This is a genomic window from Atrimonas thermophila (assembly GCF_045864955.1).
GTDB lineage: Bacteria > Atribacterota > Atribacteria > Atribacterales > Thermatribacteraceae > Thermatribacter > Thermatribacter velox.
This window is the reverse complement of record NZ_AP028803.1, coordinates 457,171-481,454: the sequence shown is the minus strand read 5'-3', so window position 1 is coordinate 481,454 and position 24,284 is coordinate 457,171. Positions and strand designations below refer to the sequence as shown.

Below are 24,284 nucleotides of genomic sequence, written 5' to 3'. Positions count from 1 at the left end.
CATATTCCCTTAAAGGACTGGTTTTATGCTCTTTCTAACCTTAGAAAGGAGGTATAGCAATGCAGCGCAGAGTCGGATGGTGGATTGTTCTGGTGTGCGTTGTGGTGTTGTGGGCGAACCTGGCAGGAGCCCAGGAAACCTTCCAGGGCGTGGTGTTCGAGGATGCAAACGGTAACGGAACCTTTGATGTTGGCGAAAAGGGTATCCCCGGGGTATGTGTGTCAAATGGAATTGAGGTAGTCCAAACCGACGCAACAGGGCGTTACACCCTTCCCGTGCGAAACGAGATGGTGGTTTTTGTGATCAAACCTGCAGAGTATACTCTTCCGGTGAATGAGAAGAACATTCCCCAATTTTTTTACGTCCACCGACCCAATGGATCACCTGACTTTATCCAGGAGTATAAAGGATTCGCTCCCACAGGAAACCTTCCCGTCTCGGTAGATTTTCAACTTCTTCCCGGACAAAAAACCGAGTCCTTCAAAATGATCGCCATCGGCGATACCCAGGTGACCGACCATCGGGAGATCGGATACCTGCGGGATTCTCTGGTCAAAGAACTCCAGGGTGTCGATGCCTCGTTTGCGCTTATGCTTGGAGACAACGTCAACGATGTGCTGGGGCTCTATGACCGTTATCTCACGGTTATGGGAGAAATGGGAATCCCCACCTTCTATGTTCTGGGAAACCACGACATGAATTATGACTCTCAAAACGATGCCTATAGCACCGAAACCTTTACCAAAAAAGTGATGCCTCCCTACTACGCTTTCAACGTGGGTAAGGTTCATTTCGTGGTCCTCGACAGCATCATCTGGGATGGCAAGGCGTACTACGGTGGTATTTCCGAAGAGCAGCTTACCTTCCTCAAGAATGACCTCGCCATGGTGCCAGCGGAGAATCTCGTCGTTATCGCCATGCACATTCCTCTCATTTCCTACATGGACCGCGCGGCTGAAAAACACCAGGTCAAAAACCGGGAAGACCTTTTCAAAATCCTTGAAGGACGCAAAGTTCTTTTCCTTGCTGGCCACACTCATACTCTGGAGCGACTCTATCCCGATACGACCATCGACGGTTGGTCCCCAAATCTTCCTTTCCCCCAGATTATCGCTGGCGCTGGATGTGGCTCTTGGTGGAGCGGCCCTAAAGATGAGTACGGAATACCTTTCTCTTACCAGCGGGACGCAGCCCCCAAAGGCTACATGATCTTCGAATTCCAAGGAAACGAATGGAAAGAAACCTATAAAATCTATGGCCGAGCCATTGATGACCAGTTGAATATCTCGTTCTTTATCGCCGACCGGGTAGAACGACGGCTCAAGGACCCAGCACTCCCCGAGGGAATCTTCCTCAAAGGAGACCTCCTGGGTGTCCATGTGGTGGCCAACGTTTTCTGTGATGCCGTGGAAGTCACCTGCAGCATCGACAACAAGGAAACCCAGGCCATGACTCGTCGCTCTCTTCCTGACCCCATGATGAACTGGTACGCAAACGACCTACCCGATTGGATGCGCCCAGTTGGTTCTACCCATACCTTCTCGGCTCCACTTCCCAGCACCCTCGAAGCCGGCTTCCATACGGTCACTGTCACAGTAAAGGATCGTTATGGAAGGATCTACCAGGGAAAGCGCCTCTTTGAAGTATGGTGAAAAAAAGAAGGCGGGGTCACCTGACCCCGCCTTGAATGTTTCAACGATTTACCCGAGAATCCCTGCCCTTTTTTCTGGCTATAGAAAGAAAACCGCACCACTCAAAGGGAGGTCTCAACCATGTTCGGCACAAGGAAGGATCTTGGGTTTTTTGTTCTTTTTCCTTTTGTCTCTTCGCTTTCCCACTCGTCGCGCTCGAGGTTGGAGGTTTCAATAGTACCGTTTGAGTCGTCTCCCAGGACAATGAACCATTCACCGAGAAAAATCTTTTGGGTAAAATCACCGTCCTTTTCTACGACACCCGCGACACTGCCTCCACGAATAATGACCTCAAGCACGAAATCAGGGATTTCCGGAAAGCTACCTTGCCTCTTTTAGAAAACCTCCAGGTCGTCCAGGTGATTCATGTCTCCAGCGCCAATCTCAATCACCCTGGTACTCTGCCATTTTCAGTTCTACACCACAAACCGGGCATTTCATCTCGCTCACCCCGTAAACCAGAAATGCATATGGTTACGCCTATCCAGAAATCGGGCTCTGCGCTTCACGCAACAAGGAATTTGACTTTACCTCCGCTTCCCTGTAAAATCCAGAAAAATCGTCAGGAGGTTCAAACCTTGGGTAAAGAAACGTGCAAGATAATAATGCTTGGCAACCAGGCTTTTGCCCGAGGAGCGTATGAAGGGGGAGTGGAGGTCGCTGCCGGATACCCCGGAACCCCCAGCACGGAAATCCTGGAGTTCCTGAGCGAGTACCGCGAAGTCCACTCCCGATGGTGTCCCAACGAAAAGGTGGCCTTTGAAGTGGCCGCAGGAGCCGCAATCGGAGGGAAAAGGGCCCTGGCCACCATGAAGCACGTGGGTCTGAACGTGGCAAGTGACGCACTAATGACCCTCGCCTACACCGGGGTAAACGCTGGTTTTGTATGCATTGTGGCTGACGACCCCGGAATGCACTCTTCCCAAAACGAGCAGGATTCACGCAATTATGCTTTCTTCGCCAAGGTGCCCTGTCTGGAGCCATCAAGTAGCGCTGAAGCACTGGAATTTGCCCGCCTGGCTTTTGAAATCTCCGAAGAGTTCGACACCCCAGTTTTAATCCGCTCCACCACCCGCATCTCCCACAGTCGGGGCGTGGTCATCCCGGGAGAACGCAAGACCATACCAGTACGGCCTTATGCAAAATGTGCGCCCAAGTACGTGATGATCCCCGCTTACGCCCGCTCCCGGCGTCGCGAGCTTGAGCGGCGCATGGAGCGACTCCGGCAGTGGGTAGAAGAAACACCCCTCAACCGAATGGAACTTCGAGACCCCTCCATCGGGGTGATTACCGGAGGAGTGCTCTACAGCTACCTGCGAGAAGTGGCACCTTCGGTCTCGGTTCTGAAGCTTGGAGTTAGCCACCCGCTACCTCTTGAAAAAATCCGTAAGTTTTCCCAAAAGGTGGAGAAACTCCTAGTGCTTGAAGAGCTTGACCCTATCTGGGAGCGGGAAATCAAGGCTGCTGGGATAGCCGTTACCGGCCGAGAGATTTTTCCAGGCATTGGGGAAATAACCCCGGATATCATTGTGGAAGCTCTGTTTCCTGAAAAAAAGAGAGACTACGTAACTTTCGATGAACGCCTGCTCCCCCGCCCACCGGTTCTGTGCGCTGGCTGTCCTCACCGTGGGGTATTCAAGGTGCTCAAGGACCTGGGAGCCACTGTATGCGGAGATATCGGCTGCTACACGCTGGGAACTCTACCTCCACTTTCGGCCATGGATACCTGCATCTGCATGGGGGCATCCATATCGGTAGCTGAGGGAATAAAGCGCGCCCACCCCGAGCTTCCCGTAGTGGCAGTAATTGGAGACTCCACCTTCGTCCACAACGGCATCCCTCCTCTCATTGATGCGGTATACAATAAAACCCCCATCGTGGTCCTCATTCTCGATAACGGAACCACTGCCATGACCGGGGGTCAGGAACACCCGGCAACGGGCAAAACGCTCTCTGGAGAGGAAACCGTTCGCTTAGACTTTCTGGCCCTGGGCAAAGCAATAGGAGTTCCCCGGGTCGAGAAAATCAACGCTTACCACCTCGAGAGGCTGAAGAACGCCCTTCATGAAGCCTTCGAAGCTCCCCATCCCACCCTGCTTGTGGCTGAGGGGCTCTGCCAGCTCAAAAAGAAAATCAGGAACTCTCCCCTGGCCATAGAGGATATGTACTGTCTTCTGTGTGGTCTGTGTGCAAGCATTGGCTGTCCGGCTATTGAAAAAGGAGAAACTATACGCATCGCTTTTGAGCGCTGTGCAGGATGCAGGGTATGTGCTACGCTCTGTCCCTTTGGGGCCATCGAGGAGGTGAACGCCTGATGCGGGGAAGCATCGTTCTCTGCGGCGTGGGCGGAATGGGCATTCTCAGAGCCAGCGAAATCATTGCTGAAGTCCTGCTTCAAAAAGGACTCATGGTCTGTCAATCGGAAGTGCACGGCATGGCCCAGCGGGGAGGAAGCGTGGTCACCTATCTTCGCTTTGGTGAGGAAGCTTACGCACCGCTCCTTCAGCGCGGTGAAGCGGACTTCATGATTGCTTTTGAAGAAATGGAAGCCCTGCGCTATATATCCTACCTCAAAGTCGGTGGGACCGTTCTTTTAAACCTTTTCCGCTTGTATCCACCGGGAACAAGTGCTGCCGATTATCCTCAGGACGTCCCCTCCCGCTTAGCGGAAGCTGGTTTTGTGGTGCGCAGCGTTCCAGCGACTGAGATAAGCCTTACCCTGGGTGACCCCCGCTACACCAATACCGTCTTGCTGGGAGCTTTCAGCAACGTCTTTCCAGTGCAGGAAGAAGCACTCTGGAAAGAAGCCATCAGCAAGGTCCTGCGGGGAAAAAGAGAGGAAGACAACCTGCGGGCCTTCGAGGAAGGGCGAAAAGCGATACAATAGGGTGAAACTGGTAGCCTCACAACCGGGAGTGCGCCGGCGCACTCCCGGGCAAAGCGGAACCAGCGCTCCAGTTCACAACCAATAGACATACCATTGACCGCTCCACTTCTTAAGAGTTACCTCCTCACCGGCAAGGGACTGGTAAGGTTCTTCCTGGCATTCGCTACTCCCGCAGTAAAGGCATACAGTAACCGTTTCCAAAGTGGCGTATGCTGTATCATCCTGAATATCCACCCCGTCAAGTTCCACGCTCACCTCACCCAGAGCGCAACCAGGAGACTGGAATTGGGCCTGCAACACTGCAGATTGTCCCAGAATGTTTTCGATGTTTTCCCAGAGAGGACTCTGGGGATGAAGATAATCTCTCAATGCTTCACGGTCTCCTGCAGCCAGTGCATTGAAGTAGCCAGCGATGACTGCCTCCATTTCCCGAACAGGCTCTGCCTCGGTCTGACCTGAACTCTCCATCCCTTGCATGGCAGCACAACCCTGGAAGAGCAAAGCAAGAAGACACAGGCCGGCTGCCAGAGAGAAAATCAAAACCAACCGTTTCATGTTCATCCCCCCTCTGAAAAAAATAGTAAGTCAGGGGAACATATCGTCAAGCCCGAGCTGGTAGCTTTGGAGCGAAGCGCAAGCAAGCCCTGGAAAGGCAGCGAAGGCAAAAATCAGCGTGCAGAAATACCGGAAAAGCTCCAGCTGGAAAACTCAATCAAAAACCCCTTGCTCAAAAAGGGTGAGAAAGATTTCGACCAGTTTGGGGTCAAACTGCTTCCCAGCGTTTCTCCGGAACTCAGCAATGATTTCTTCCCGCTCTAAAGGGTTTTTATAAGAGCGGCCGTAGCGCATGGCGTCATAAGCATCGACAACAGCGATGATGCGTGCCAGAATTGGGATTGCCTCTCCTTGGAGACCCCGGGGGTAGCCAGTGCCGTCAAAGCGCTCATGGTGCGAGTAGACTTCCTCTGCTACCTGGGCGAACTCCTGCATAGCCCGGACGATGCGGTAGCCAACCTCGGGATGTTTTTTGACCATTTCCCACTCAGAAGGTGTGAGCGGCCCAGGTTTCTTTAAAATCTCTTCTGGAATGGCTATTTTCCCGATATCATGCAAGAGAATGGCCAGCTGCAGTCGGCTCAGTTCTGATTGAGGCAACCCAAGCGCTCGGGCCAGGGCAACTCCCACCTCTTGCATGCGCAGGACATGCTGCTCGGTCTCATAGCTTTTCGCCTCCAGAGCCCTGAGCAAGGCGTTGATAATGGCGCTGCGGGTACTCTTTGCCTCAGCCAGCTTCTGGCGATACATCTCGTCTTCGGCCCTGCGCAAGATTTCAGCCACACTCTCGCTTTTTCGAGTTTTGGTAGCCACACCCAGGGCCAAAGAGAGAGGCACATCGTGCACCTTTACGGTTTCCGCGTGATCCCTTATCCTCTGGCAAACCTCCTGGGCCATCTCATAAGAGGTTTGAGGCAAAAGAACTACAAACTCATCCCCACCATAGCGGGCTATGATGTCTTCTTTGCGGACAGCGATTTGCAAAACCCGGGCTGCAGACCGGAGAAGCAGGTCACCAACCTGATGCCCGTAGGTGTCATTGACCAGCTTCAGGCCATTAACGTCCACCATAATAACACTGAGGGGAAGCTGCCGGGCCACATCCAGCCTCCGAAACTCTTCCTCTAAGAAGGCACGGTTGTAAAGGCCAGTCAGTGAATCGTGGAAAGAAAGATAGCGTAGTTTTTCTTCCATCTTGCGGGCTTCGGTGATGTCCAGGCCAGCAGCGATAACTTCCTCTATCTGCCCTTGTTCGTTTTTAAGGAGTGTATTGCGCCAGGCAATCAACCGCTCCCTCCCGTAGCGGTCCAGGATGGGATTTTCATAGTACCCGAATTGCTCTATTTCCCCAGCCACCACCCCTTGAAAAACATTTCGGATTTTGTCTCGCAAGCGCTCCGGGATAAAAAAATCAAACCAGTTCTTGCCTAAGATTTCTTCTTGCGGATAGCCCAGGATTTCCGCTCCTTTTTGATTTATAAGCACCACTTCTCCCTGGAGGTTGAGCACCACAAAGATAATGTCGGCAATTCGCAGATACTCCCTCAGTCGGTCCCGCTCTCTGCGCAATGTGCGCTCCATCTCCCGGTATTTGGTGATGTCGATACTGTAGTGGAGATAGGTCTCCCCATCCACGGGTACCCAGCCTGTCTCATAAACCCTTCCTCTAATTTCCACTTCCTCAACAATTGTTTGCTGTTTTTCCAGGGCTTCATCAGCCCGACAAAAAATGCAACGGGCAGAAGCGGGCAAAACTCCAGTTCTCTCGAATTCCTCGCGCTCTTCTTCCGAAAGTGTCTCCGTACCATGAAAAGAAAACCAGCACAGATCGCCTACTTTCGATCCTGCTACATCCCTGGTGACTTTGTTCTGGGCCAAAATACGCCGCTCCCGGTTCAGGAGCAAAACGGAATACGGTATCGCATCAAGGAGCTTTTGCTGCCGTTCCTGAGTTTTCTTTAGCTCGGTAATATCTCGGAAAATGGTAGCGAAGAAACCTCTTCTATCACTGTAGGCGGTAACCTCAAACCAGCGGGAAAGCGGCTCGGAGAAACTCTCAAAGCGCATTGTTTCGCCAGTGAGTGCCACCTGACCATAAGTGCCAATCCAGTCGAAACTCGAACGTTCAATCCCAGGCAAGACTTCGGTCACTCGCCTACCCAGGATTTTTTCTCGCTTCAAGCCGGTGAGTTCCTCAAAAGCAGGGTTAACCTCGAGAAAAAGGTAATCGATGGGCTGTCCCTGTTCATCAAGCACTATCTGGTGATAGGCAAACCCATCGGGAAGATTCTGGATGAGAAGCCGGTAATTTTCGAAAATGGTTTTCTCCAAGCATTTCCACCCCAAAAGCCGCAATTCCTTAGCCTAATGAATAAATTATTTTACCAGCTCGTGCGCTGCATGTCAAAAAAACTCGACACTGAGGAACTTGCTCTTGCAAACAGGGTTTTGCGGGTTTCAGGGCCGCTTGGCTTCGAGAAGTATAAGCCGGAAACAGGGACTCCAGCGTACCTGCTTCCGGCTCTTCAGCTACCCTTTGATGGGAAGTTGGGCACCATCGCGCACAAAAAGCGGTATGCGGGAAAGCGGAGCCTCAACCTCAATCCACTGTCCACCCTGGTAGGTGGTGCCGCTTTCGGCATCACGGAAGCGGGCTCCTTGCGGAAGGTATACTCGCCTCGTGCGCGCCCCCTCTTCAAGGACCGGTGCTACCAGAAGGTCAGGGCCAAACATATACTCATCCTCGATAAGATACGCCTCCCGGTCTTGCGGGAAGTCAAAAAAGAGCGGCCGCATGAAGGGAATTCCTTCTTCGTGGGCTTTCTTCATTCCTTCGGCAATGTAGGGCTTCAAGCGCTCCCGCAAAAAGAGCAATTCTTTGATAATCTCATAAGCTTCTTCGCCAAAGGACCAGACTTCATTGGGGCCTCCAGTGAGTTCCTCTGCCGGGCAGTCGTGGGGCCTTTCAGGATAGGGAAGTCGGAAACCGTGCAGCCTGAAGATGGGACAAAAAACGCCAAACTGGAACCAGCGCACAATCAATTCCCGGAAAGAGGGATCCTGGGGGTCTCCCCCATAGAAACCTCCGATGTCGGTGGTCCACCAGGGAATGCCACATATTGCCATGTTGAGCCCGGCTTTGACCTGCTTGCGCAGGGATTCAAAAGTGGAAGGAATGTCTCCCGACCAGACCACAGCTCCTAAACGCTGGCTCCCCAACCAGGCGCAGCGGGCCAGGTTCACGATTTCTGTTTCCCCAGCTTCCTTCAAGCCCTGCTCAAACGCCAGAGCATAGAAAAATGGGTAGATGTTGCTCACCTCTAAGCCGTTACCCAGGAAATAGCGCACGTTGTCGTAGTCATAGGAGAAAACGTTGTCGTATTCAAAGCCAGGCATCACCATCTCCGGCTCGGCTTCATCCAGCCAGAACATTTTGATTCCGTAGCGGTAGTAGTTTTCTTTCACCTTTTCCCAGATGAATTTGCGGGCTTCAGGATTGGTGGCATCAAAAATACTGGTGATGCCCCGGAAGGTGAAAAGAACCGGCACGCCCCGCTCAGTGCGCATGAGCAGTCCTTTTTGCACCATTTCCTTGTAGTTTTCACTGCGAATGTCCACCGTGGGCCAGATGGAAACCATAACCTGAATACCCATTTCGTTGAGTTCCCGCACCATTCCCTCCGGGTCAGGCCAGTAGCGGGGGTCGAACCTCCAGTCACCTTGGTTGGTCCAGTGGAAAAAGTCAATCACGATGACCGAAAGGGGAAGGCCGCGTCGCTTGTATTCCCGAGCTATCTCCAGGATTTCGTTCTGAGTGCGGTAACGGAGCTTGCACTGCCAGAAGCCCAGAGCCCAGTCGGGAATAAGAGGCGGTTTTCCAGTTATTGCCGCATACTTTTTCAGGATCTCTTCTGGCGTATCCCCGGCAATCACCAGATAATCAATCTGCCGGGTGGCTTCAGCGTAAAAGAGGGTATGGTTTTTGACAAGCTCTGCCCGCCCTACGGCAGGATTATTCCAGATGAAGCCGTAGCCCCGGGAAGAAAGGAGGAAAGGGACGCTTATTTGCGTGTTACGTTGGGCAAGTTCCAAAACACAGCCTTTGAGATCCAGGCAATCATTGGCATACTGGCCCATGCCGTAGAAATGCTCTTCAGGGTGGGCTTTAAAGTAAAGCGAGGTTCGGAAAAGTTCTGAACTCCTTGCCTTGTAGATGCGGGCCTTAAGGAGGTCAGCGTTTTTGACTCGCCCGTCTATCCAGAGCTCTTCAAGGAGCACTCTTCCATCTTCCCTCAGGTAGCATACACTACCCTGGGAATCGATGCGGGCCGTTATTTTCCCGTTTTTGATGCGTGCACCCTGTTCGGTGATCTGGATTTCCACTTCCACTTCTTCCGGGGGGAGCAGGGTCCAGTCAAGGGGTTCAATCTTTCCCCGCGCCGAGGAGCGAAAGCGCAGGCAGTCTTTGCCATAGGGCTCAATCCAGATGAGCTCCCCTCCCGAAGTTGCAACCAGCTTATTTCCTTCTTTTTGAAAAAGCATCAATGTACACCACCTCCAGTTATTCTTTAAATGCACCCGCCGTGAGACCGGCGACAGCACTCAAATCCAGAGCAACGCCACACTACCCCGCAACTGCACTACTCAATCCTCCTGCAGGATTCACCTTCTACCAGGTCCGCTTCCAATACCAGGCTCTTTGGGGCTGGTTTGCCTTCGATAAGGTTAATAAGGGTTTTTGCCGTCTGGTAACCCAGCTTTCTGGGGTAGGTCCTCACTCCGGTAAGGTTAATCCCTAAGAACCTGTTTCCTTCGATTTCAATGTTTCCTAAGAGCGAAACATCCCGAGGCACGGAAAGCCCCAGCCCTTCAAGCACCCGCAAGCAGTCAAAGGTGAGGTTGCCACCGATTGAAAAAATAGCTGTGAAAGAAGGGAGTTCCCGCAAAAAGGCCTCGATTTTGCGCTCCGCTTCCTCGTGCCACATCTCCTCGCAAAGGATAAACTCTTCCCGAAAAGGAATACCAGCTTTCTTGAGCGCTTTTGTGTAACCCCGCAACCTCTGTGCAGTGTAAACTCGCTTCAGAGAAAGACCAACAAAAGCTATATCCCGATGTCCCAAGCTAATAAGGTAGTCAACGGCTCTCTCTGCCATCTTTTCCTGGTCATGGTCTACCCAGTAAATTTCCTCGACCGCGCCACCCTCTGGTTTGCCGATGCTCACAAAAGGAATTGAAGCTTTCCTGAGCACTGCAAAGCGAGGGTCATTGTGAAAGATATCGCTGACGATTAAGCCGTCAACACTTCGAGCCTTCAGAAGCTGTTCATAGTGAAAGTCGGTATCACAATCTTTGAAGCTGGTGGTAACCAGGAGCTGATAGCTGAATTCCTCGCAGGCCTCAGCCACTCCGGTCAGAAAGCCCGGGAAAAAGAAAGAGCTGGACAGCAAACGCAGAGGCATGTGCGGAAAAAGGAGCCCAATGGTTCGGGTACGCTTTGACTTTAATGCTCGAGCTGCTTGATGAGGAAAATACCCGGATTCTTCAATGATTTTGAGGATTTTCTTTCTGGTTTCCTCTCCCACCTGGTCTACCTTCCCGTTGAGCACGTTAGAAACTGTGGTCTTGGAAACCCCGGCTAACCTGGCAATTTCAGCAATGGTTACCAATTATTTTCCCCCTTCCTTAACCGGTTTACTAAACCGATTAAGTTAAGTATAGAAAAACACCACGGAGGTGGCAAGGGGGGTTAAGAAATTTTTTAATAGCCGCCGGCACCCCTGAGGTTCAGCTTCCCGAGCTCTGGAATTTTTCACCGCCTGCATTGAGCGGTGTTAGCTTTTTCGGTTTCGCCCTGAACCGGCGACGGTTTTGTCGTTGTCGCCCCGGGATTGTTTCAGAATCCCATGGTCTCAGGGTCTATTTTGGGGTCCTATGGTCCCATGCTTCCACGGCTTCCTTGCCTCAAGGTCTATTTCAACATCCTGAAGCGGTGTCGATAAGGCCAGGGTACTCTGAAAATAAAAAAAGCGGGATGGGGTGTCCATCCCGCTTTCTCTTTCTTTTTCGCTTTTCCCGCTTTTTCTCTCAAACTTTGAACTTCTCCACCAGTTTCTGCAGGTTCTGGGCCATCTGGGCAAGCTGCTGTACTGAAGAGTTAACTTCTTCCAGTGAGGCATTCTGCTCTTCAGTGGAAGCAGAGACCTCTTCACTGGAAGCCGCATTCTCTTCAGCCACTGCAGCCACTGAAGAGAGCTCTTCGGCGATCTGCTGGACGCCTTCTGTGGTCTGAGCAGTGAGGGAAGCATTCTCTTCGGAGAGCTTGACCACTTCCTGAGCACTCTGAGTGGTCTCTTCCTGGGCTCGGTGGGCCTCCTGAAGAGATTGCGAGAGGTTTTCGATGTTGGCTTCCAGGCGCTCAATGGCTGCGAGAATGGAGGTGAAGTTCTGGGCCACCTGCTCACTCTCTCTGCTTCCTGCTTCCACTTCACTTTGGGCTTTCTGCATGCTCTCCACAGCAGAGTGGGTGTCTTTCTGGATTTCAGCAATCAGTTTGCCAATCTGTTCGGCAGCTTGAGCTGACTCTTCAGCCAGTTTGCGCACTTCCTCAGCCACCACGGCAAAGCCCCGTCCAGCATCTCCAGCACGTGCAGCTTCAATGGCCGCATTGAGAGCCAGGAGGTTGGTCTGCTCAGCAATGCCAGTGATGAGGTCCACAATCTTTCCAATCTCCTGGGAGCGCTCATTGAGGACCTGAATGCTTCCTGCTACTTCTTCACTCACCCGGGCAATGGAGGAAACATTCTCGATGAGTTTCTGCAGAGAGAGTTTTCCTTTCTGAGCTTCTTCTTTGGTGGTGGCACCTTCTTCTTTGGTCTTCTGCATCATTTCTTCGATTTGGTCCAGGGCTTGCTGGTTCTTTTGGAGGTTTTCCTGCATCTTCTCAAGGAGTTCCAGGTTGTGCTGGGTGGCTTCAGCCACTCTCTGGGCTCGCTCACCAATTTGAGCTGCTTCTTCACTCACTTTCTGCAGTTCTTCACTCTGGCGGGTGGAGCCTTCAGCAACCTGGGCAATGGTTGAGGCAATCTCTTGGGTGGCTTTGGAGATCTCCGCAACCGATGAGGAGAGTTCCTCACTGGATGAAGCCAGAGAGGAGGAGGTGGTGAAAACATCGTTTACCAGAGCCCGGAGATTGCCCACCATATCTTCCAGAGCCCGGCTTAGTTCACCCAATTCATCCTTCGAGCCAGTTCGGAGGTCAAAATCTGCATTCAGATTCCCCTGAGCAACCTCCTTAGCCAGATTGACCATACGTCGCAAAGACCTGGTGATGCCGCGGGTGATGAGCAGTGCAAGAACCAGCGCAGCAACAATAACAATTGCCACCAAAAGGACTACAGTAAAGAAGCTCTGCTTGAAACTTGCTCGGGCTGCATGGTGCTGGTTCTCTGCCAGAACCAAGCTGATTTCAGTAAGCTGGTCCAGATAATCGCGCATGGTTTCAAATTTCTGCGCAGCGTCACCAAAGCTCAGTGCCACAAGGGAACTCAAATCCTCACTGGCTGCTTTCCTTGCCTCCACGACTTTTCGGGAAAGGGGCAACCACGCCTTACGGGCCTCTTCATACTTTCCAATCAGCTCCAGCTCTTCCTGGGTTTTAGCAAGTGCTTTGTACTTATTCCAGCGCTCCTCTGACTGCTGCAGGTTTTCTTCATAAAAATCCAGAAACTCCTGAAAGGCTTCTGAGTTTACATCGGCAAGGAGCAGGGAGCGCTCAGCAAGCACCGCCTGGTAAAGATCGCGGTCAATTTCCAGAATGTAATCCACACTGGGCAGGCGGACCTCGAAGATGTCTTCAAGGTTGGCCATAATGTGCTGGGAAAGAGAAAGTCCCAAGTAGGCTACCAACGCAGAAAGGGCCACCACCAAAATAAAGCTCAAAAGCAATCGTGCTCCAATTCGCAAGCCCGATTTAGCCATTTTGCTTCCCTCCTTTCAGATTCCAAGATATCGGCCAGAATATACAGGAACAGCCTCTACAGTTTTTTTCTTTCGCATTTCTGGTTTTCCCCCTTCTCTAAAACGTCTTCTGGTTTGGTTTTTTCCTTCTTTGAGATTACTTGGTGAGGATAGTCCAGCCTAAAGAGAGAAGCAGTTCGCCTCAGGGCCTCGGGAGGGCAAAAAGGTTGTTCAAGAGCAAAAAACATGCTGAGAACAACCCCTGGAGCTATCCTCCTTGAGCAAACTACACAGAAACGGTACTGTTTCTCAAGCTGAAAAGGCAGTTACTTCACGGAAAGCACACCTTTTCACCCTGAGGGAACAACCCGTTTTTGACCAGGAACTCCAAGAAAAACTCAAGAAACTCTCTGCTTCATCTCTTCACTCCTTTCCCTGCTTTTCAGAATCCTTTTCTTTTTTGAGTATTGCTTCCAGGTCAAGAAGCACCACCAGCCGGTCCCCGGTCTTGCCCACACCCTTCAGGTACTGCTCATCGACTGAGGCAACCAGTGTTGAAGGAGGTTCGATATCCTCCATCGAGAGGCGGAGCACCTCTTCCACGGCATCCACCACCATGCCTACCTTGTGGGGAGGAATCTCCACCACCACGATGCGCACCTCGTCCGTCTTCTCACCCTGAGGAAGACCTAAGCGCTTGCGCAAATCAATCACCGGAATAATTCGGCCTCGCAGATTGATGACCCCTTCTACGAAAAAGGGTGCCCCAGGAACCGCGGTTATTTGCTGCATGCGAATAATTTCCTGAACCTGTTGAATGTCCACAGCGTACGTCTCTTTGCCCAAGCGGAAGGCAACCAACTGTAACTCCTGCGTATGGACTTCTCGTTCAGCTTGCAAAGGGTTCACCACCTTCCTCCGTTTTTAATTCACTCACCGCGACCTCTCCCCACTCCGAAAGGAATGGGCTTCTGCTTTCGCTGAGGGAAGCCTACCCAGGTATAGGAGTTGCCCCCAAAATCCGCGCCAGCAACTTCCCTCTGCGCAGGCTTGCGCTTGGGCCCATCCAGCCCTATAAGCTCCTCAGGGCTCAAGCCAAGCCCTTTTCTGAGAACGAGGAGTGCAGCATTAACCTTTCTTTCGCACTTCCAGCTACAGCCGCACCCGATTACCCTGTCTGACACGTAAAGCGCTGTCACCAAATAATATCGGCAACTTCTTCCCAAACTTTAGAGCCGGTCATCATTTTTTTCGATGCACAAAACCTGGACTGGAAACGGCAGCAAACAGCGTGCTATCACAGAAAATCCTCTAAAGGATGCATACCATGGGCAATCGCCACCAGGACTGGCTCAGGCAAGCCGAAAAAGGCTCGAAGCGCGCCCAGCGCTCCGTAGAGCACGGAGACGATGGGTGGGCCCGCTTTACAGCGCACCAGACTGCAGAAAAAGCGGTGAAAGCCTTGCACCTTTTTTGGGGTCAAGAAGCCTGGGGATATGTGGTCGCGAAATTGCTCCGGGAGTTACCTATTTCCGTCCCCGAAGAGCTCATCGAGCGGGGCAAAGTGCTCGACGGTTATTACATCCCTCCCCGGTATCCCAATGGCTTTCCCGAAGGAGTTCCCTTTGAGCATTTTGGTTCCCTGCAGACCAGGGAGGCTCTGGAACATGCCCGTTCGATTATTGAGCCCGTCCGTTCTCAGATGGCCGGATAAAGACCAAGTGGAAAAAGCCCTCCGGGAATGGGCGCGGGAGCAAAAAGCGCGCCATCCCGACATCCTGCGCCGAGGCTATTTCGGCTCGTATACCCGTAGCAGTTGGGATGTGGGGAGCGACCTGGACATCGTGGTCGTGGTACGCGCTTCCGACAAATCTTTCCTCAGACGGTCCCTTGATTTTGACACCACAGGACTGCCCGTTCCCGCGGATATCCTGGTCTACACTGAAGAGGAGCTCCAAAAGCTCGAAGGGCGCTTTGCCCGGGTCCTCCAGGAAGAAGTGATATGGGTCATTTGAGAGAGCTGACATCCCTGAATAAAAAATCTTGAAAAGTAAAAGCACTCAAATTTTCCCCTTGTGGAAGACCTCTTGGCGCTTCCTGCATCATAGTAAGCCCCTTCGGCAGGGTACTTAGAATATTTGACAAATTTTGGAAACCCAGCCTTGCAAAAACGAAAAAACCTTTTGCTAAAATCCTCTGTAAGTATGGAGTTTCCCAGGGTTTTTAGCAGAAAGTGGTTTACATGAGCTGGAGTGCAGAGAAGCAACAAGCCGTGGATTCAAAAGGAAAACGCCGGCTCCCTGCATTGGAGAGGTTTTTTCTCCTCACCTCAAAGGAAGGTGTGAAATTCTTTGCTTCCCCTTTGAGGTCTTCTGCCCTGCTTTTCCACGCACTCTGTAACAAAGGGAAGATTATCGGTAAACAAAAGACGAGTGCTGCGAAAGAAAACCTCATTCAGGAAAAAAACTCCTAAAGCTCATCACCGAAAACCTTCAGGATGCCATCGTAGTCCTCGACCATCAGAGCGAAGTGCGCTACTTCAGCCCCTCGGCAGAGAAAATGTTTGATTATTCAGTTCAGGAAATGCTGGGTAAAAACCTGCACCACCTCTTTGTCCCCGAAGATCTTAAGAAAGATTTTGAGAAGGGATTTGCACACTTCCAGAAAACCGGCCAGGGAAAGATGATAGGGAAGCCGATAGAGCTCACTGCCAAGCACCGTGATGGACACCAGTTCCCCATCGAGCTCATCGCCTCCCCCATCCCCAGAAAAGAGGGTTTCTGGGCGATAGCCACTATCCGAGATATTAGCAAGCGTAAACACCTGGAAAGGAGGTTAGCTCAAAAAATGGAATCCCTGGTGATTTTGGGAAAAACAGCGCGATGGCTCGCCAAACTCCCTGATGACTTTGAAGCGATGGCCCAGGCAGTGGTGAAAAAAAGTGTGGAAAGGTTTGGCTTGCTTTTCGCCTGGTTAGGGTGGGCGGAAATTGATGGGAGCGTCTCGGCAGTTGCCTGGTACCCGGAGAGCATAACTTATCCTGCAGAAATCACCGTGCGCTGGGACGACTCTTCTTTAGCTCAAGGACCCACCGGAAGGGCCATAAAAACCGGTGAACCCCAAATAAGTGCAAAAATAGAAATCGATCCCTCTTTCTCTCCATGGAAAGAAAAGGCTTTACAGGCAGGGGTCAAAAGCTCTGCCGCTTTCCCGCTGCTCAGTCGCGGCAGGGTTCTTGGCGCTCTCAACCTTTATAGCAGTAAAGAAAACTTTTTCACTGAGGAAAAAGTAAGCCTTATTCAGGATTTTGCCCACATAGTGGCAACAGCTCTTGAAAAAGCACGCCTTTTTAAGGAACTCGATCAAAGGATCAAACGCCTTTCAGTGCTGCACAGCATTGATCTTGCTATTGCAGGAAGCCTGGACTTCAGGATAGTTTCACGGGTAATTTTTGATGAAGTCGTTGCTCACGCCGAAGCCGGTGCCGCTTCTCTGGCAGTCCTTGAACCCCACACGCGGGAGCTGAAAGTGGTAGGTACCTGGGGGTTCAGCACCAAGGTAAAAGATGCCAGAATACCCCTTGAAGACCAAACAGCAAGTAGAGTAATCAGAGAAAGGAAAACCATCCACATTCCAGACCTTGCAAAGCTCGATGAAAAAGCAACCAGCCGGTATCAGCTTTTCAAAAAAGAAGGGTTTACCTCCTACTGGGGTGTGCCCCTTGTAAGCAAAGGAAGTGTTTTGGGGGTACTTGAAGTATTCTTTCGCAATCCACGCGATAGCAACCGAGACTGGCTGGACTTTCTGGAAACGCTGGCCAACCAGACAGCCATAGCGCTTGAAAATGCCCGCTTAATTGAGGAAGTGCGCACCCAGCACGACCAGCTCCTTAAAGCCTACGATGAAACCATTGAAGGCTGGGCAATGGCCCTCTCTCTTAAAGAGGATGAAACCGCAAAGCACAGCCATAGGGTGACCTGGCTGACCGTCCGCATGGCCGAGCTTTATGGTCTGCAAGGCAAAGAGCCGCTTTTTGTGCGCTGGGGGGCCTTCTTGCACGATATAGGAAAAATTGGCATTCCTGATGCCATTCTCTTAAAACCCGGGCCGCTCACTCCTTCAGAGTGGAAAATAATGAAAAAGCATCCGGTATATGCATTCGAGATGCTTTCCAAAATTGATTACCTGCAAAAAGCGGTGGACATTCCCTACTGCCATCATGAGCGCTTCGATGGAAGCGGCTATCCCCGGGGCCTGCGGGGGAAGGAAATCCCGCTTCCGGCCCGGTTCTTTGCCGTCGCTGATGTGTGGGACGCTCTAACCTCAGAGCGTCCCTACCGCAAAGCCTGGAGCCAGGAAGATGCCCTTGCCCACATCCGCGCCCAAAGTGGAAAGCACTTCGACCCGCAAGCCGTGGAGCTTTTTTTCGAGGTCATCGCCGAGGAAGAAACCCTGGAATAAGCTTCTCTCTACAAGGTGCCGCAAACACAGCACCGGTTTTATGGCGACACACAGTCTTTCCGCTTCCTTAAGCACATCTTAATTGCCTCTCTGGTAAAAGGAGGTGAAAGAATGGTTCCCGAAGTCCGTGACATGTACGCCGGCATTTTCAAGGCCCTGGCCCATCCCAAAAGAATAAAAATCGTTGAACTTCTTGAGCGACACGGAAAGATGTGCGTATGCGAAATAGTCGCGCAAAGCCAGATTGAGCAGCCCTCGGTCTCCAAGCATCTGAACATCCTTAAAAACGCCGGGATCATAGAAAGCGAGAAACAGGGGTTAAACGTCAAGTGCTGGCTTAAAACGCCCGAAGTGTCTAAACTGCTGGCAGAAGTTCGGGAAATTCTGAAAAAAGACCTGGAAAGCCGCCAGGCCGTTTTTTCGAAAAAACAATAACCTGCCGCGGGTACACTCCCAGCAAAGCTTTCTGCCAGCACCCTCTGGATGAACCACCTGGAAATTAGGAGTAAAGGGTGAAGTTTCCCTCCCCAAAGGCCTCTTTTCAAGGAAACTTAGCTTTGAGCAGAGTGAAAGCATGGCAAAACCTTGCATGAAATCACAAGCTTTGCCCAATACTACCAGAAAACCCTGAACGGGCTCGACAAAGTGCAGGTAGTTGGTATTTTCAGCTCCTGCGCCCTCAACCATGCCAAAGAAGAAAGTGACCTCAACCTTCCATTAGAAATACTGCGTCCGGTGAACCTGGTGGAAATCGTAGAGGTAAAACTTAACTCAAGCGACCTTTTGGGTGCTAAAGCCGGCCTTGTGCTCAAACGCAGCCTCCTCAAAGAGCCGAAGGAAACCAGGTCCTCAGCGGAGCATTTATCTGCTTGCGCATTCTCTGCTCGATTGCCTCAACAAGCAGGTCTTTGACCACGGTTTCTGGATCTTTGCTCTCTTCCCGGGCAAGTTTATCGACGAACTCCCGATACTCACGGGGCACCAGTGCAGCGTAGCGGCCGCGGATGGTGATGAATAGCTTCCCTCCCAGAGCGCTGGCAAGTTTATGCATGGTTGCAATGGTTAGATTCTGGTCACCGCGCTCTATTCTTGAAATGTTGGTCCTTCTGGTGCCGACACGGTTTGCAAGTTCTTCCTGCGAAATGCCTTTCTCTTTCCTGAGCTCTACAACCTCTCTTCCAAAATCCAGCTTAAGACGTGCTTTTTCATATTCTTTTTTGAACTCAGAACTAACACCCAACAAATATTCAAACATCTCTCTATGTTTCACCGCTTTTGCCACCTCCGGGCTTCAAAGCGTCTCAGTCTCTCCTCAGCCACTCTGATTTCGCGCCTTTGAGCTTTTTGGTTGCCTTTAAAATGAACATGTAAAACGACAATGGTTTTCGCCTCTTCAAGCACTCCAAGGTAGATCCTTAGCAACCTCCTTGTGGCATTATCTTTCACCCGGTATTCCCAAATGGATTTTGAGGACCTCAGTTTTTTTCAATTCGCCTCTTCGCATCTGTTCTCTTACCATTCCCCTACCCGATTCTACATCTTCCATAAACGCCATGAAGCGCGCCAAAGAGTTCACAACCTCTGGGTTTTTCTCGACAAATTCTTTGAAGTGGTTTCGCCCATCTTCTTCGTCGTAGTAATACACCCTAAATCCGTGCCACAGTGTTTCTGGCATGTTTTTGCCTCGTCCTGGATATGGTATCATATATGATACTATAGTGTCAATGTTTTATTGAGGCTCAACAACCATAGCTTATAATCCAAATTTGGAGAAAATAAATAAAGGACGTGTTAGAAAAAAGAACCTCAGAGTTTAATAAGTGTTTAGAATCAGGCGTATTGGGGGACGGTGAGGATATCTACGGTTATATTCTTTTATAAATTCAAGCACTTCTCTATTAACCCGCTTGCAAACCACAACTAACTCAACTTCTCTAAAGTTATTATTTGAAAGCTCGACCACCGTGTTCTTATATTGTTTGTATATCATTTTCATTTCTTCCGCTGAGAGAAAGTCTCTTTCTATAACAACAACATATCCAATATTCCCGTTTATTTTTCTCTTGAATATAAGATATTTCTTTGCCTCATTTTCCTCAAAAACTTCTAAATGAAAGTCCAATTCTTTTTTAAATATATCGTGAGCATATGGATTTTTCCTCAATGTCGAAAACAGGTCTGGATCTTTGATCGTCTCTTTAATACACACTTTCAAATTCCCCCCATGTGCCACTATGTAGTGGTTTGTAGCGAACCAACCGGACTCCGTTGTTGACTTTAGTTAACTTTTTTACGGAATCTTGCAGGGTATCAGTAAATCTTTTTCCTACAAGGACAACCTTTATTTCGTCTTTCTCTGCGTCAACCCAGGAGCGTTGCGACAAAAGATCCCTATAGTAAAGAGCCTGTTCTAAAGCGCTTTCGTCAACCTTGTCGGTTTTTACTTCGACCAAAACATGACTGTTTCGATAACGAATATATATATCTATTGACTTTCGTGTAGTTTGTGCGATAAAAAACTCATTTACAAAGTCTATCTCCTCGGGATTAGCATCCAACTCCAAAAGCATTCTCCTAACCAAGTGTGGATTGTAAGCTAACTCGTGCATTAATACGGCTTTTATTGCATTCTCAATCTGACCGACCTTGTAAATGCAGTTTCTTAGAGGAAATACATTGTTCGGGGGATTATAGGGAACAAAAGGCAATTCTTGTTTTGCCCTTCTATATTTAAAATCCCTATATAATAGAGATATCAAAATCTTTGCATCCTCAACTAAAATCTTTCTTACTCCCCTCGCTTCTATGTTTTGCTCGTTTTCCAAGGTGACAAGGGATTTTATTTCACCCCGATCTATAAGTTCGTAAAGAGACCTCACTTCTATGTTCGCGTCATATTTAGCAAGGTATTCATGATCCGGGTGGGGCTCAAACAAAAACCTATAAGGGAATGCTTCTATGGGGTTGTTCCAGATTCTGTTTTTATCGTCAAAATAAGCAATTTTTCTTACTTTATATATTCCGTGAATCGTTTGTTTCCCCCTTATATGAAAAAACACGACATCATCTTCTCGCATAGAAACCAGATCTCTTATTATTGACAATTGCTGTATATCCCTTAGTTTGTGAGAGGTACCTTCCTTGTAGAATCTATTTCCGTAAATTCCTAACTCTCTCGTTGTTTTCCAATCTTCTTCTGAAAGAGTGCAAACAAAAGCTCCCCTCATTTTGTTTTCTCTTTGAGTCATGGTTGTTTTAAAACTTTCTTAGAATTTTCAAAGAGCACACTTTGATAAATATTGCCTTCCTGGATAAGTCTTCTCTTGGCTACCTCGCAATAACTTCTATCAACTTCGACCCCAATCCCTTTTCTGTTCAGTAAAGCGCAAGCAATAAGAGTGCTTCCACTTCCTAAAAAGGGATCTAAAACAACATCTCCTATGAAAGTGAATAATTTTATACATCGTTTAGGAAGTTCTACAGGAAAAGGGGCGGGATGCTTAACACGTTTTTTACTTTCTCCAGAAAAGGTCCATAGCCCATTGGTCCACTCTATGAATTCTTCTTTAGTGATATCTGATTCTTTTTCCTTGTTAATTTTTTTCCACCTTTTTTTATACATGATAACTATCATCTCTACAGGTGCTATTACATAAGGAGCAGAGGCAGAAAGCCATGAACCCCATGCTGTTCTCCGGGAAATATTTCCTTCGTTCCACACTACTGTTGAGTGGTATTTCCAGCCCAAGCTTTTAGCTATCGCAACTATGTCTGCGTATACGCTTTGTTGTCCTCCTTTATTTTTGTCTAAAGGAATGTTTAAACACAATCTCCCGTCTTCCCTTAAGAGTTTATAAGCCTTTTTTAACCAGAGCTCGGTAAATTCCAAGTACTTCTCATAGGGGATTTTATCATCAAAAGAGTTGTAATGAATATCTACGTTGTAAGGTGGCGAAGTCACTATTAGATCGATAGAGCTTTCTTCTATGCAATTTGTCGTAAGAAAATCGTCATTGTAAATAGCAATGTTTTTGGTGCTGAAATAAATTCTGCTTTCTTTCGCTCCTTCTTTCGTGCTTTTAAGCTTTTCGTCAATCTTTACAGTTTCCATCGTTAATCTCCTTTGTAAATTGTCGACCTACCCATATTAAACTATACACAAATAAACGACTTAAGCAACAAAAAAAACAAAATAGGAGTGTCTGCTTTTTAAGGTGGGCGACGGTGGGAGAAACCTTTTCGAGCGCTTCTCAGGCGTGTGCTACTTCCTAAACCGTTCATAAAAAAAGCGCACGTTGTGCACCCAATACTGGTTTAGGTTGTTGGGGTCGTTCTCTGCACCAATGGGAGCGTAGCGCTTACCTAAAAAAGCGATAAAGTCCTGCTCGCTTTCTTGCTCTTTGAAGCGCTGGAAATTGTTCTTTATGGTTTCGCAAGCATACTTGCATTGGGTCTTTAAGTCGGTGTCTTTTGCTTTCACAATGCCGAATTCGAAACCCTTTCTTCCTCGTTCGGCTTCACGAATGGCAAGAAGCAGCGCAAAGGGGTTCACCGGATAGTGCTCCGGTGTTTTCGGGAAGTATTGCTTTGCAATGTGCAAAATGGTTTCCACTTCACCAGGAAAGGAGAAGCGCTCCTTGAGCTCTGAAGCGTTTATGCGCAAAGTATCGAGTGTGAGCTTTTCTTGCGCTTCTCCTTCGTTTTCTTCTTCATTAAGTAGGTCCAGGATGTCCTGAACGAATATTTTCAGCAGTTCCGCATAAGCTCTGAGGTGCTTTTCTTTCTGCATCACTTCAAACCTCGCAAAAGCAGGGATAAAAGCAGAGAGGGAATCAGGAAAGAGAGAATGCTTCCCCAGACCTTGAGCGCAGCAATTTCTTTCTCTAAGGAGAGAATGCGCTTTTCATACTGGGTGAATTTTTTATCCAGCTTATCAATGCTTTTTAGAATGATGTAGGTTTCGGGAGAGGCGGCAACCTCTCCCTTTTTTGCTTTCACCATTACTCAAGGTTAAGTGAGTGTTATTGCAGTTACTGTGGTGTCTTCAATGTATGCAGAGTCTTTGGAAACTAAACTGCCACCAGAAGTGTTGAAGATGTCGTCTGCAATCACCTGATCCATTAAGACGTTCACTTCGGCATCAGTCAGTCCGTCTTTGGGATTAGGCAAAGACAGGGTGAACAGCCCGCCGTCAGCATTGCGAAAGCGCATGTACAGGGTTTTGGCCATTGCGTTCACCTCCTATTAGCTGGTCAGCGCTTTGTCTTCTTCAAACACATACTCAACCACTGGATTAGCACAAAGTGCGGCCAGAGCTACTCCAAAGTCGTAAACCACCTGGGGTGGAACACCGGTTTTGATGTTGCCGTAGCTTTTACTGCGGATAACAGACTTTCCAGTTTCAGGATCAATGCCTTCATCAAAGCGAATGCGTAACCTATTTGGCATTTCGGTAACCACTACAGGGTCAGCCATTCAAGATACCTCCTTTTTTAGGTGTTTTGTGGAAGCTTCCAGGAAATACACAAAGTGGGCGACAGGGAGAAAAGCTGAAACCATCCTGTCCAGCCCCAGACCTTGACAAAAGACCAGTATTTTTCTATTTTGATTGACAAAGAGGACATTTGTATCCATCAGGGAGGGGAAATTGCTGTCATGAAATCTCCTCTGGCCGTTGCTTGTGTGCTGCTTTCTCTACTCGTTTTTCTGTTCCCAGCGCTTGCCCAGCTTCCCGCAGCTCCGCAAAGCACAACTATCCAGAGTTTGCTTTCCCAATTGCTTACCGAAGGGAGAAATTCAGTATCTCCGGAAGTAAAAGAGCGCATCAGGGAAGAAGTGCGTGCAAAGCGCCACGTAGCGCCGGAATTCCAGCTCTACAATCAGGCCGGCGTGGTTCTTTTTGCACGCTTTTGTCCCCTTGAAGCACTCTGGGCATTCACAGAGGCAGCAAACCGTAACCCGGAAAACCCTGATCTTCTCAACAACCTGGCTACCGTGCTCCTTACTCTCGACCGTAAAGACGAAGCCGAGAAGCTACTCCTCTACGTTCAAAAGCGCTGGCCCAACTATGTCCCAGCCCTTTTGAACCTCTCCATCCTTTACCTGCGGGAGGGAAAGCTGGAGCGTGCCGAAGTGTGTCTCAAGCGTGCCCGCAACGCAGAACCTGGACTGGCCCTTACCGAGCGCTTAGGGGTACAGCTTGCCCGAATCAGAGGTGACCCAGCCCAGGAAGCAAGAAGTGCCCTGAACTGGTCTTACCTTGACCCCAAAGACCCGGAGAGCTTGGAAGCGCTCCACAGTGCACCACACGCTGAAGTGGTTGCCGAAGCCAACCGCCGCCTGACTGCCCTTCCTCTTCCCCGGCAACTGGTGAATCTTCCTGCCCTGGAAGAAGATGCCAGAACGTTCGTGCTCTCAGAAGAGCGGGACCACTTCTTCAGCAAAGTTTTAAACCACTCAACCCGCAAGGCAGCAGAACCGGCGCTTTCGGGAGCCTTTCGAAAAGAAATTCCCCTTGAGGTATGGAACAGCCTCTCTGCAAAGGACCGGGAGGTAATGCGTTCTTACGGGTTCCAGCCCGCTACCGAGGAAAGAATGCTCCTTCCTGCTCTTGAGGAGCTCAAAAAAGCCAGGGAAAATTACCCCTTTTTAGCTCAGGTTATTCAAGCCTATGAGGACCAATTCCTGCGCCTTGCCGAGAGGGCCTTCAAATAGCGCCGCATTCAGGAGTTAAT

The 24,284-nt window shown here is 49.7% G+C and carries 25 protein-coding genes and 1 pseudogene; 9 read left to right on the top strand and 17 right to left on the bottom strand.

Annotated elements, in window-relative coordinates; genetic code table 11:
* Positions 1-59: 59 nt before the first annotated feature.
* Positions 60-1,652 (top strand): calcineurin-like phosphoesterase C-terminal domain-containing protein, encoded by a 1,593-nt coding sequence (locus ACKTT1_RS02620; protein ID WP_412710091.1) that lies wholly within the window; start codon positions 60-62, stop codon positions 1,650-1,652.
* A gap of 101 nt (positions 1,653-1,753) precedes the next feature.
* Here ACKTT1_RS02620 and ACKTT1_RS02615 read toward each other — a convergent pair whose 3' ends face one another.
* Positions 1,754-1,990, bottom strand: a complete 237-nt coding sequence (locus ACKTT1_RS02615; RefSeq protein ID WP_369017706.1) for a hypothetical protein — start codon at positions 1,988-1,990, stop codon at positions 1,754-1,756.
* 306 nt (positions 1,991-2,296) lie between these two features.
* Between ACKTT1_RS02615 and iorA the strand changes: the two genes are divergently transcribed.
* Together iorA and ACKTT1_RS02605 are read left to right on the top strand one after the other, a co-directional pair.
* Positions 2,297-4,006, top strand: a complete 1,710-nt coding sequence (gene iorA / locus ACKTT1_RS02610) for an indolepyruvate ferredoxin oxidoreductase subunit alpha (protein WP_412710539.1) — start codon at positions 2,297-2,299, stop codon at positions 4,004-4,006.
* On the top strand, positions 4,006-4,578 hold the full coding sequence (locus ACKTT1_RS02605) for an indolepyruvate oxidoreductase subunit beta (RefSeq protein WP_412710090.1): 573 nt from the start codon (positions 4,006-4,008) through the stop codon (positions 4,576-4,578). The genes iorA and ACKTT1_RS02605 overlap by 1 nt, the downstream gene beginning before the upstream one ends.
* 72 nt (positions 4,579-4,650) lie before the next feature.
* Here the strand turns inward: ACKTT1_RS02605 and ACKTT1_RS02600 are convergent, their stop codons facing one another.
* From ACKTT1_RS02600 to ACKTT1_RS02575, 6 genes are all read right to left on the bottom strand, one after another.
* Positions 4,651-5,133, bottom strand: a complete 483-nt coding sequence (locus ACKTT1_RS02600; protein ID WP_412710089.1) for a nuclear transport factor 2 family protein — start codon at positions 5,131-5,133, stop codon at positions 4,651-4,653.
* A 153-nt stretch (positions 5,134-5,286) separates the two neighbouring features.
* Entirely contained in the window at positions 5,287-7,464 is a 2,178-nt protein-coding gene (locus tag ACKTT1_RS02595) for an HD domain-containing phosphohydrolase (RefSeq protein WP_412710088.1), read from the bottom strand.
* 198 nt (positions 7,465-7,662) lie between these two features.
* The gene (locus tag ACKTT1_RS02590) at positions 7,663-9,675 is read right to left on the bottom strand and encodes a TIM-barrel domain-containing protein (RefSeq protein WP_412710087.1); all 2,013 of its coding nucleotides are present in this window, start codon (positions 9,673-9,675) and stop codon (positions 7,663-7,665) included.
* Between the two features lie 98 nt (positions 9,676-9,773).
* Entirely contained in the window at positions 9,774-10,799 is a 1,026-nt protein-coding gene (locus tag ACKTT1_RS02585; RefSeq protein WP_412710086.1) for a LacI family DNA-binding transcriptional regulator, read from the bottom strand.
* 418 nt (positions 10,800-11,217) lie between these two features.
* Positions 11,218-13,110, bottom strand: coding sequence for a methyl-accepting chemotaxis protein (locus tag ACKTT1_RS02580; RefSeq protein ID WP_412710085.1), 1,893 nt, complete (start codon positions 13,108-13,110; stop codon positions 11,218-11,220).
* Positions 13,111-13,512: 402 nt separating this feature from the next.
* Positions 13,513-13,989, bottom strand: a complete 477-nt coding sequence (locus ACKTT1_RS02575) for a chemotaxis protein CheW (RefSeq protein ID WP_412710084.1) — start codon at positions 13,987-13,989, stop codon at positions 13,513-13,515.
* Positions 13,990-14,416: 427 nt separating this feature from the next.
* On the opposite strand from ACKTT1_RS02575, the gene ACKTT1_RS02570 reads away from it, so the two are divergent.
* The 5 genes and pseudogenes from ACKTT1_RS02570 to ACKTT1_RS02550 all read left to right on the top strand — a co-directional run bounded on the left by ACKTT1_RS02570 (position 14,417) and on the right by ACKTT1_RS02550 (position 17,985).
* A complete protein-coding gene (locus ACKTT1_RS02570; RefSeq protein WP_412710083.1) occupies positions 14,417-14,803 on the top strand; it encodes a HEPN domain-containing protein in 387 nt (128 codons plus the stop codon).
* A complete protein-coding gene (locus ACKTT1_RS02565; protein ID WP_412710082.1) occupies positions 14,757-15,104 on the top strand; it encodes a nucleotidyltransferase domain-containing protein in 348 nt (115 codons plus the stop codon). The genes ACKTT1_RS02570 and ACKTT1_RS02565 overlap by 47 nt, the downstream gene beginning before the upstream one ends.
* 460 nt (positions 15,105-15,564) lie before the next feature.
* Positions 15,565-15,915: pseudogene (locus ACKTT1_RS02560) on the top strand (PAS domain S-box protein); the annotation flags it as partial.
* A gap of 21 nt (positions 15,916-15,936) precedes the next feature.
* Positions 15,937-17,550, top strand: a complete 1,614-nt coding sequence (locus ACKTT1_RS02555; protein ID WP_412710538.1) for a GAF domain-containing protein — start codon at positions 15,937-15,939, stop codon at positions 17,548-17,550.
* Positions 17,551-17,661: 111 nt separating this feature from the next.
* Positions 17,662-17,985, top strand: coding sequence for an ArsR/SmtB family transcription factor (locus tag ACKTT1_RS02550; protein WP_412710081.1), 324 nt, complete (start codon positions 17,662-17,664; stop codon positions 17,983-17,985).
* 388 nt (positions 17,986-18,373) lie between these two features.
* Here ACKTT1_RS02550 and ACKTT1_RS02545 read toward each other — a convergent pair whose 3' ends face one another.
* From ACKTT1_RS02545 to ACKTT1_RS02500, 10 genes are all read right to left on the bottom strand, one after another.
* Complete coding sequence (locus ACKTT1_RS02545) at positions 18,374-18,820, bottom strand: helix-turn-helix domain-containing protein (RefSeq protein WP_412710080.1); 447 nt, start codon at positions 18,818-18,820, stop codon at positions 18,374-18,376.
* The gene (locus tag ACKTT1_RS02540; protein ID WP_412710079.1) at positions 18,817-18,972 is read right to left on the bottom strand and encodes a hypothetical protein; all 156 of its coding nucleotides are present in this window, start codon (positions 18,970-18,972) and stop codon (positions 18,817-18,819) included. Before ACKTT1_RS02540 ends, ACKTT1_RS02545 begins: the two co-directional genes overlap by 4 nt.
* A 13-nt stretch (positions 18,973-18,985) precedes the next feature.
* Positions 18,986-19,225 (bottom strand): hypothetical protein, encoded by a 240-nt coding sequence (locus tag ACKTT1_RS02535; RefSeq protein WP_412710078.1) that lies wholly within the window; start codon positions 19,223-19,225, stop codon positions 18,986-18,988.
* Positions 19,226-19,363: 138 nt separating this feature from the next.
* The gene (locus ACKTT1_RS02530) at positions 19,364-19,759 is read right to left on the bottom strand and encodes a hypothetical protein (RefSeq protein WP_412710077.1); all 396 of its coding nucleotides are present in this window, start codon (positions 19,757-19,759) and stop codon (positions 19,364-19,366) included.
* Positions 19,749-20,798: a hypothetical protein gene (locus ACKTT1_RS02525; RefSeq protein WP_412710076.1), complete on the bottom strand. Its 1,050-nt coding sequence runs from the start codon at positions 20,796-20,798 to the stop codon at positions 19,749-19,751. Before ACKTT1_RS02525 ends, ACKTT1_RS02530 begins: the two co-directional genes overlap by 11 nt.
* Entirely contained in the window at positions 20,795-21,661 is an 867-nt protein-coding gene (locus ACKTT1_RS02520; protein WP_412710075.1) for a DNA-methyltransferase, read from the bottom strand. The genes ACKTT1_RS02525 and ACKTT1_RS02520 overlap by 4 nt, the downstream gene beginning before the upstream one ends.
* Positions 21,662-21,811: 150 nt before the next feature.
* On the bottom strand, positions 21,812-22,339 hold the full coding sequence (locus ACKTT1_RS02515) for a hypothetical protein (protein WP_412710074.1): 528 nt from the start codon (positions 22,337-22,339) through the stop codon (positions 21,812-21,814).
* A complete protein-coding gene (locus ACKTT1_RS02510; protein WP_412710073.1) occupies positions 22,339-22,548 on the bottom strand; it encodes a hypothetical protein in 210 nt (69 codons plus the stop codon). The genes ACKTT1_RS02515 and ACKTT1_RS02510 overlap by 1 nt, the downstream gene beginning before the upstream one ends.
* Positions 22,549-22,560: 12 nt before the next feature.
* Positions 22,561-22,779: a DUF2922 domain-containing protein gene (locus ACKTT1_RS02505; protein WP_412710072.1), complete on the bottom strand. Its 219-nt coding sequence runs from the start codon at positions 22,777-22,779 to the stop codon at positions 22,561-22,563.
* A gap of 15 nt (positions 22,780-22,794) precedes the next feature.
* Positions 22,795-23,025 carry a DUF1659 domain-containing protein gene (locus ACKTT1_RS02500; RefSeq protein WP_412710071.1) on the bottom strand — a complete coding sequence of 77 codons (231 nt, stop codon included), beginning with the start codon at positions 23,023-23,025 and terminating at the stop codon, positions 22,795-22,797.
* Positions 23,026-23,205: 180 nt separating this feature from the next.
* Here ACKTT1_RS02500 and ACKTT1_RS02495 point away from each other — a divergent pair, with 180 nt between their 5' ends.
* Positions 23,206-24,264, top strand: coding sequence for a tetratricopeptide repeat protein (locus ACKTT1_RS02495; RefSeq protein WP_412710070.1), 1,059 nt, complete (start codon positions 23,206-23,208; stop codon positions 24,262-24,264).
* Positions 24,265-24,284 lie beyond the last annotated feature (20 nt).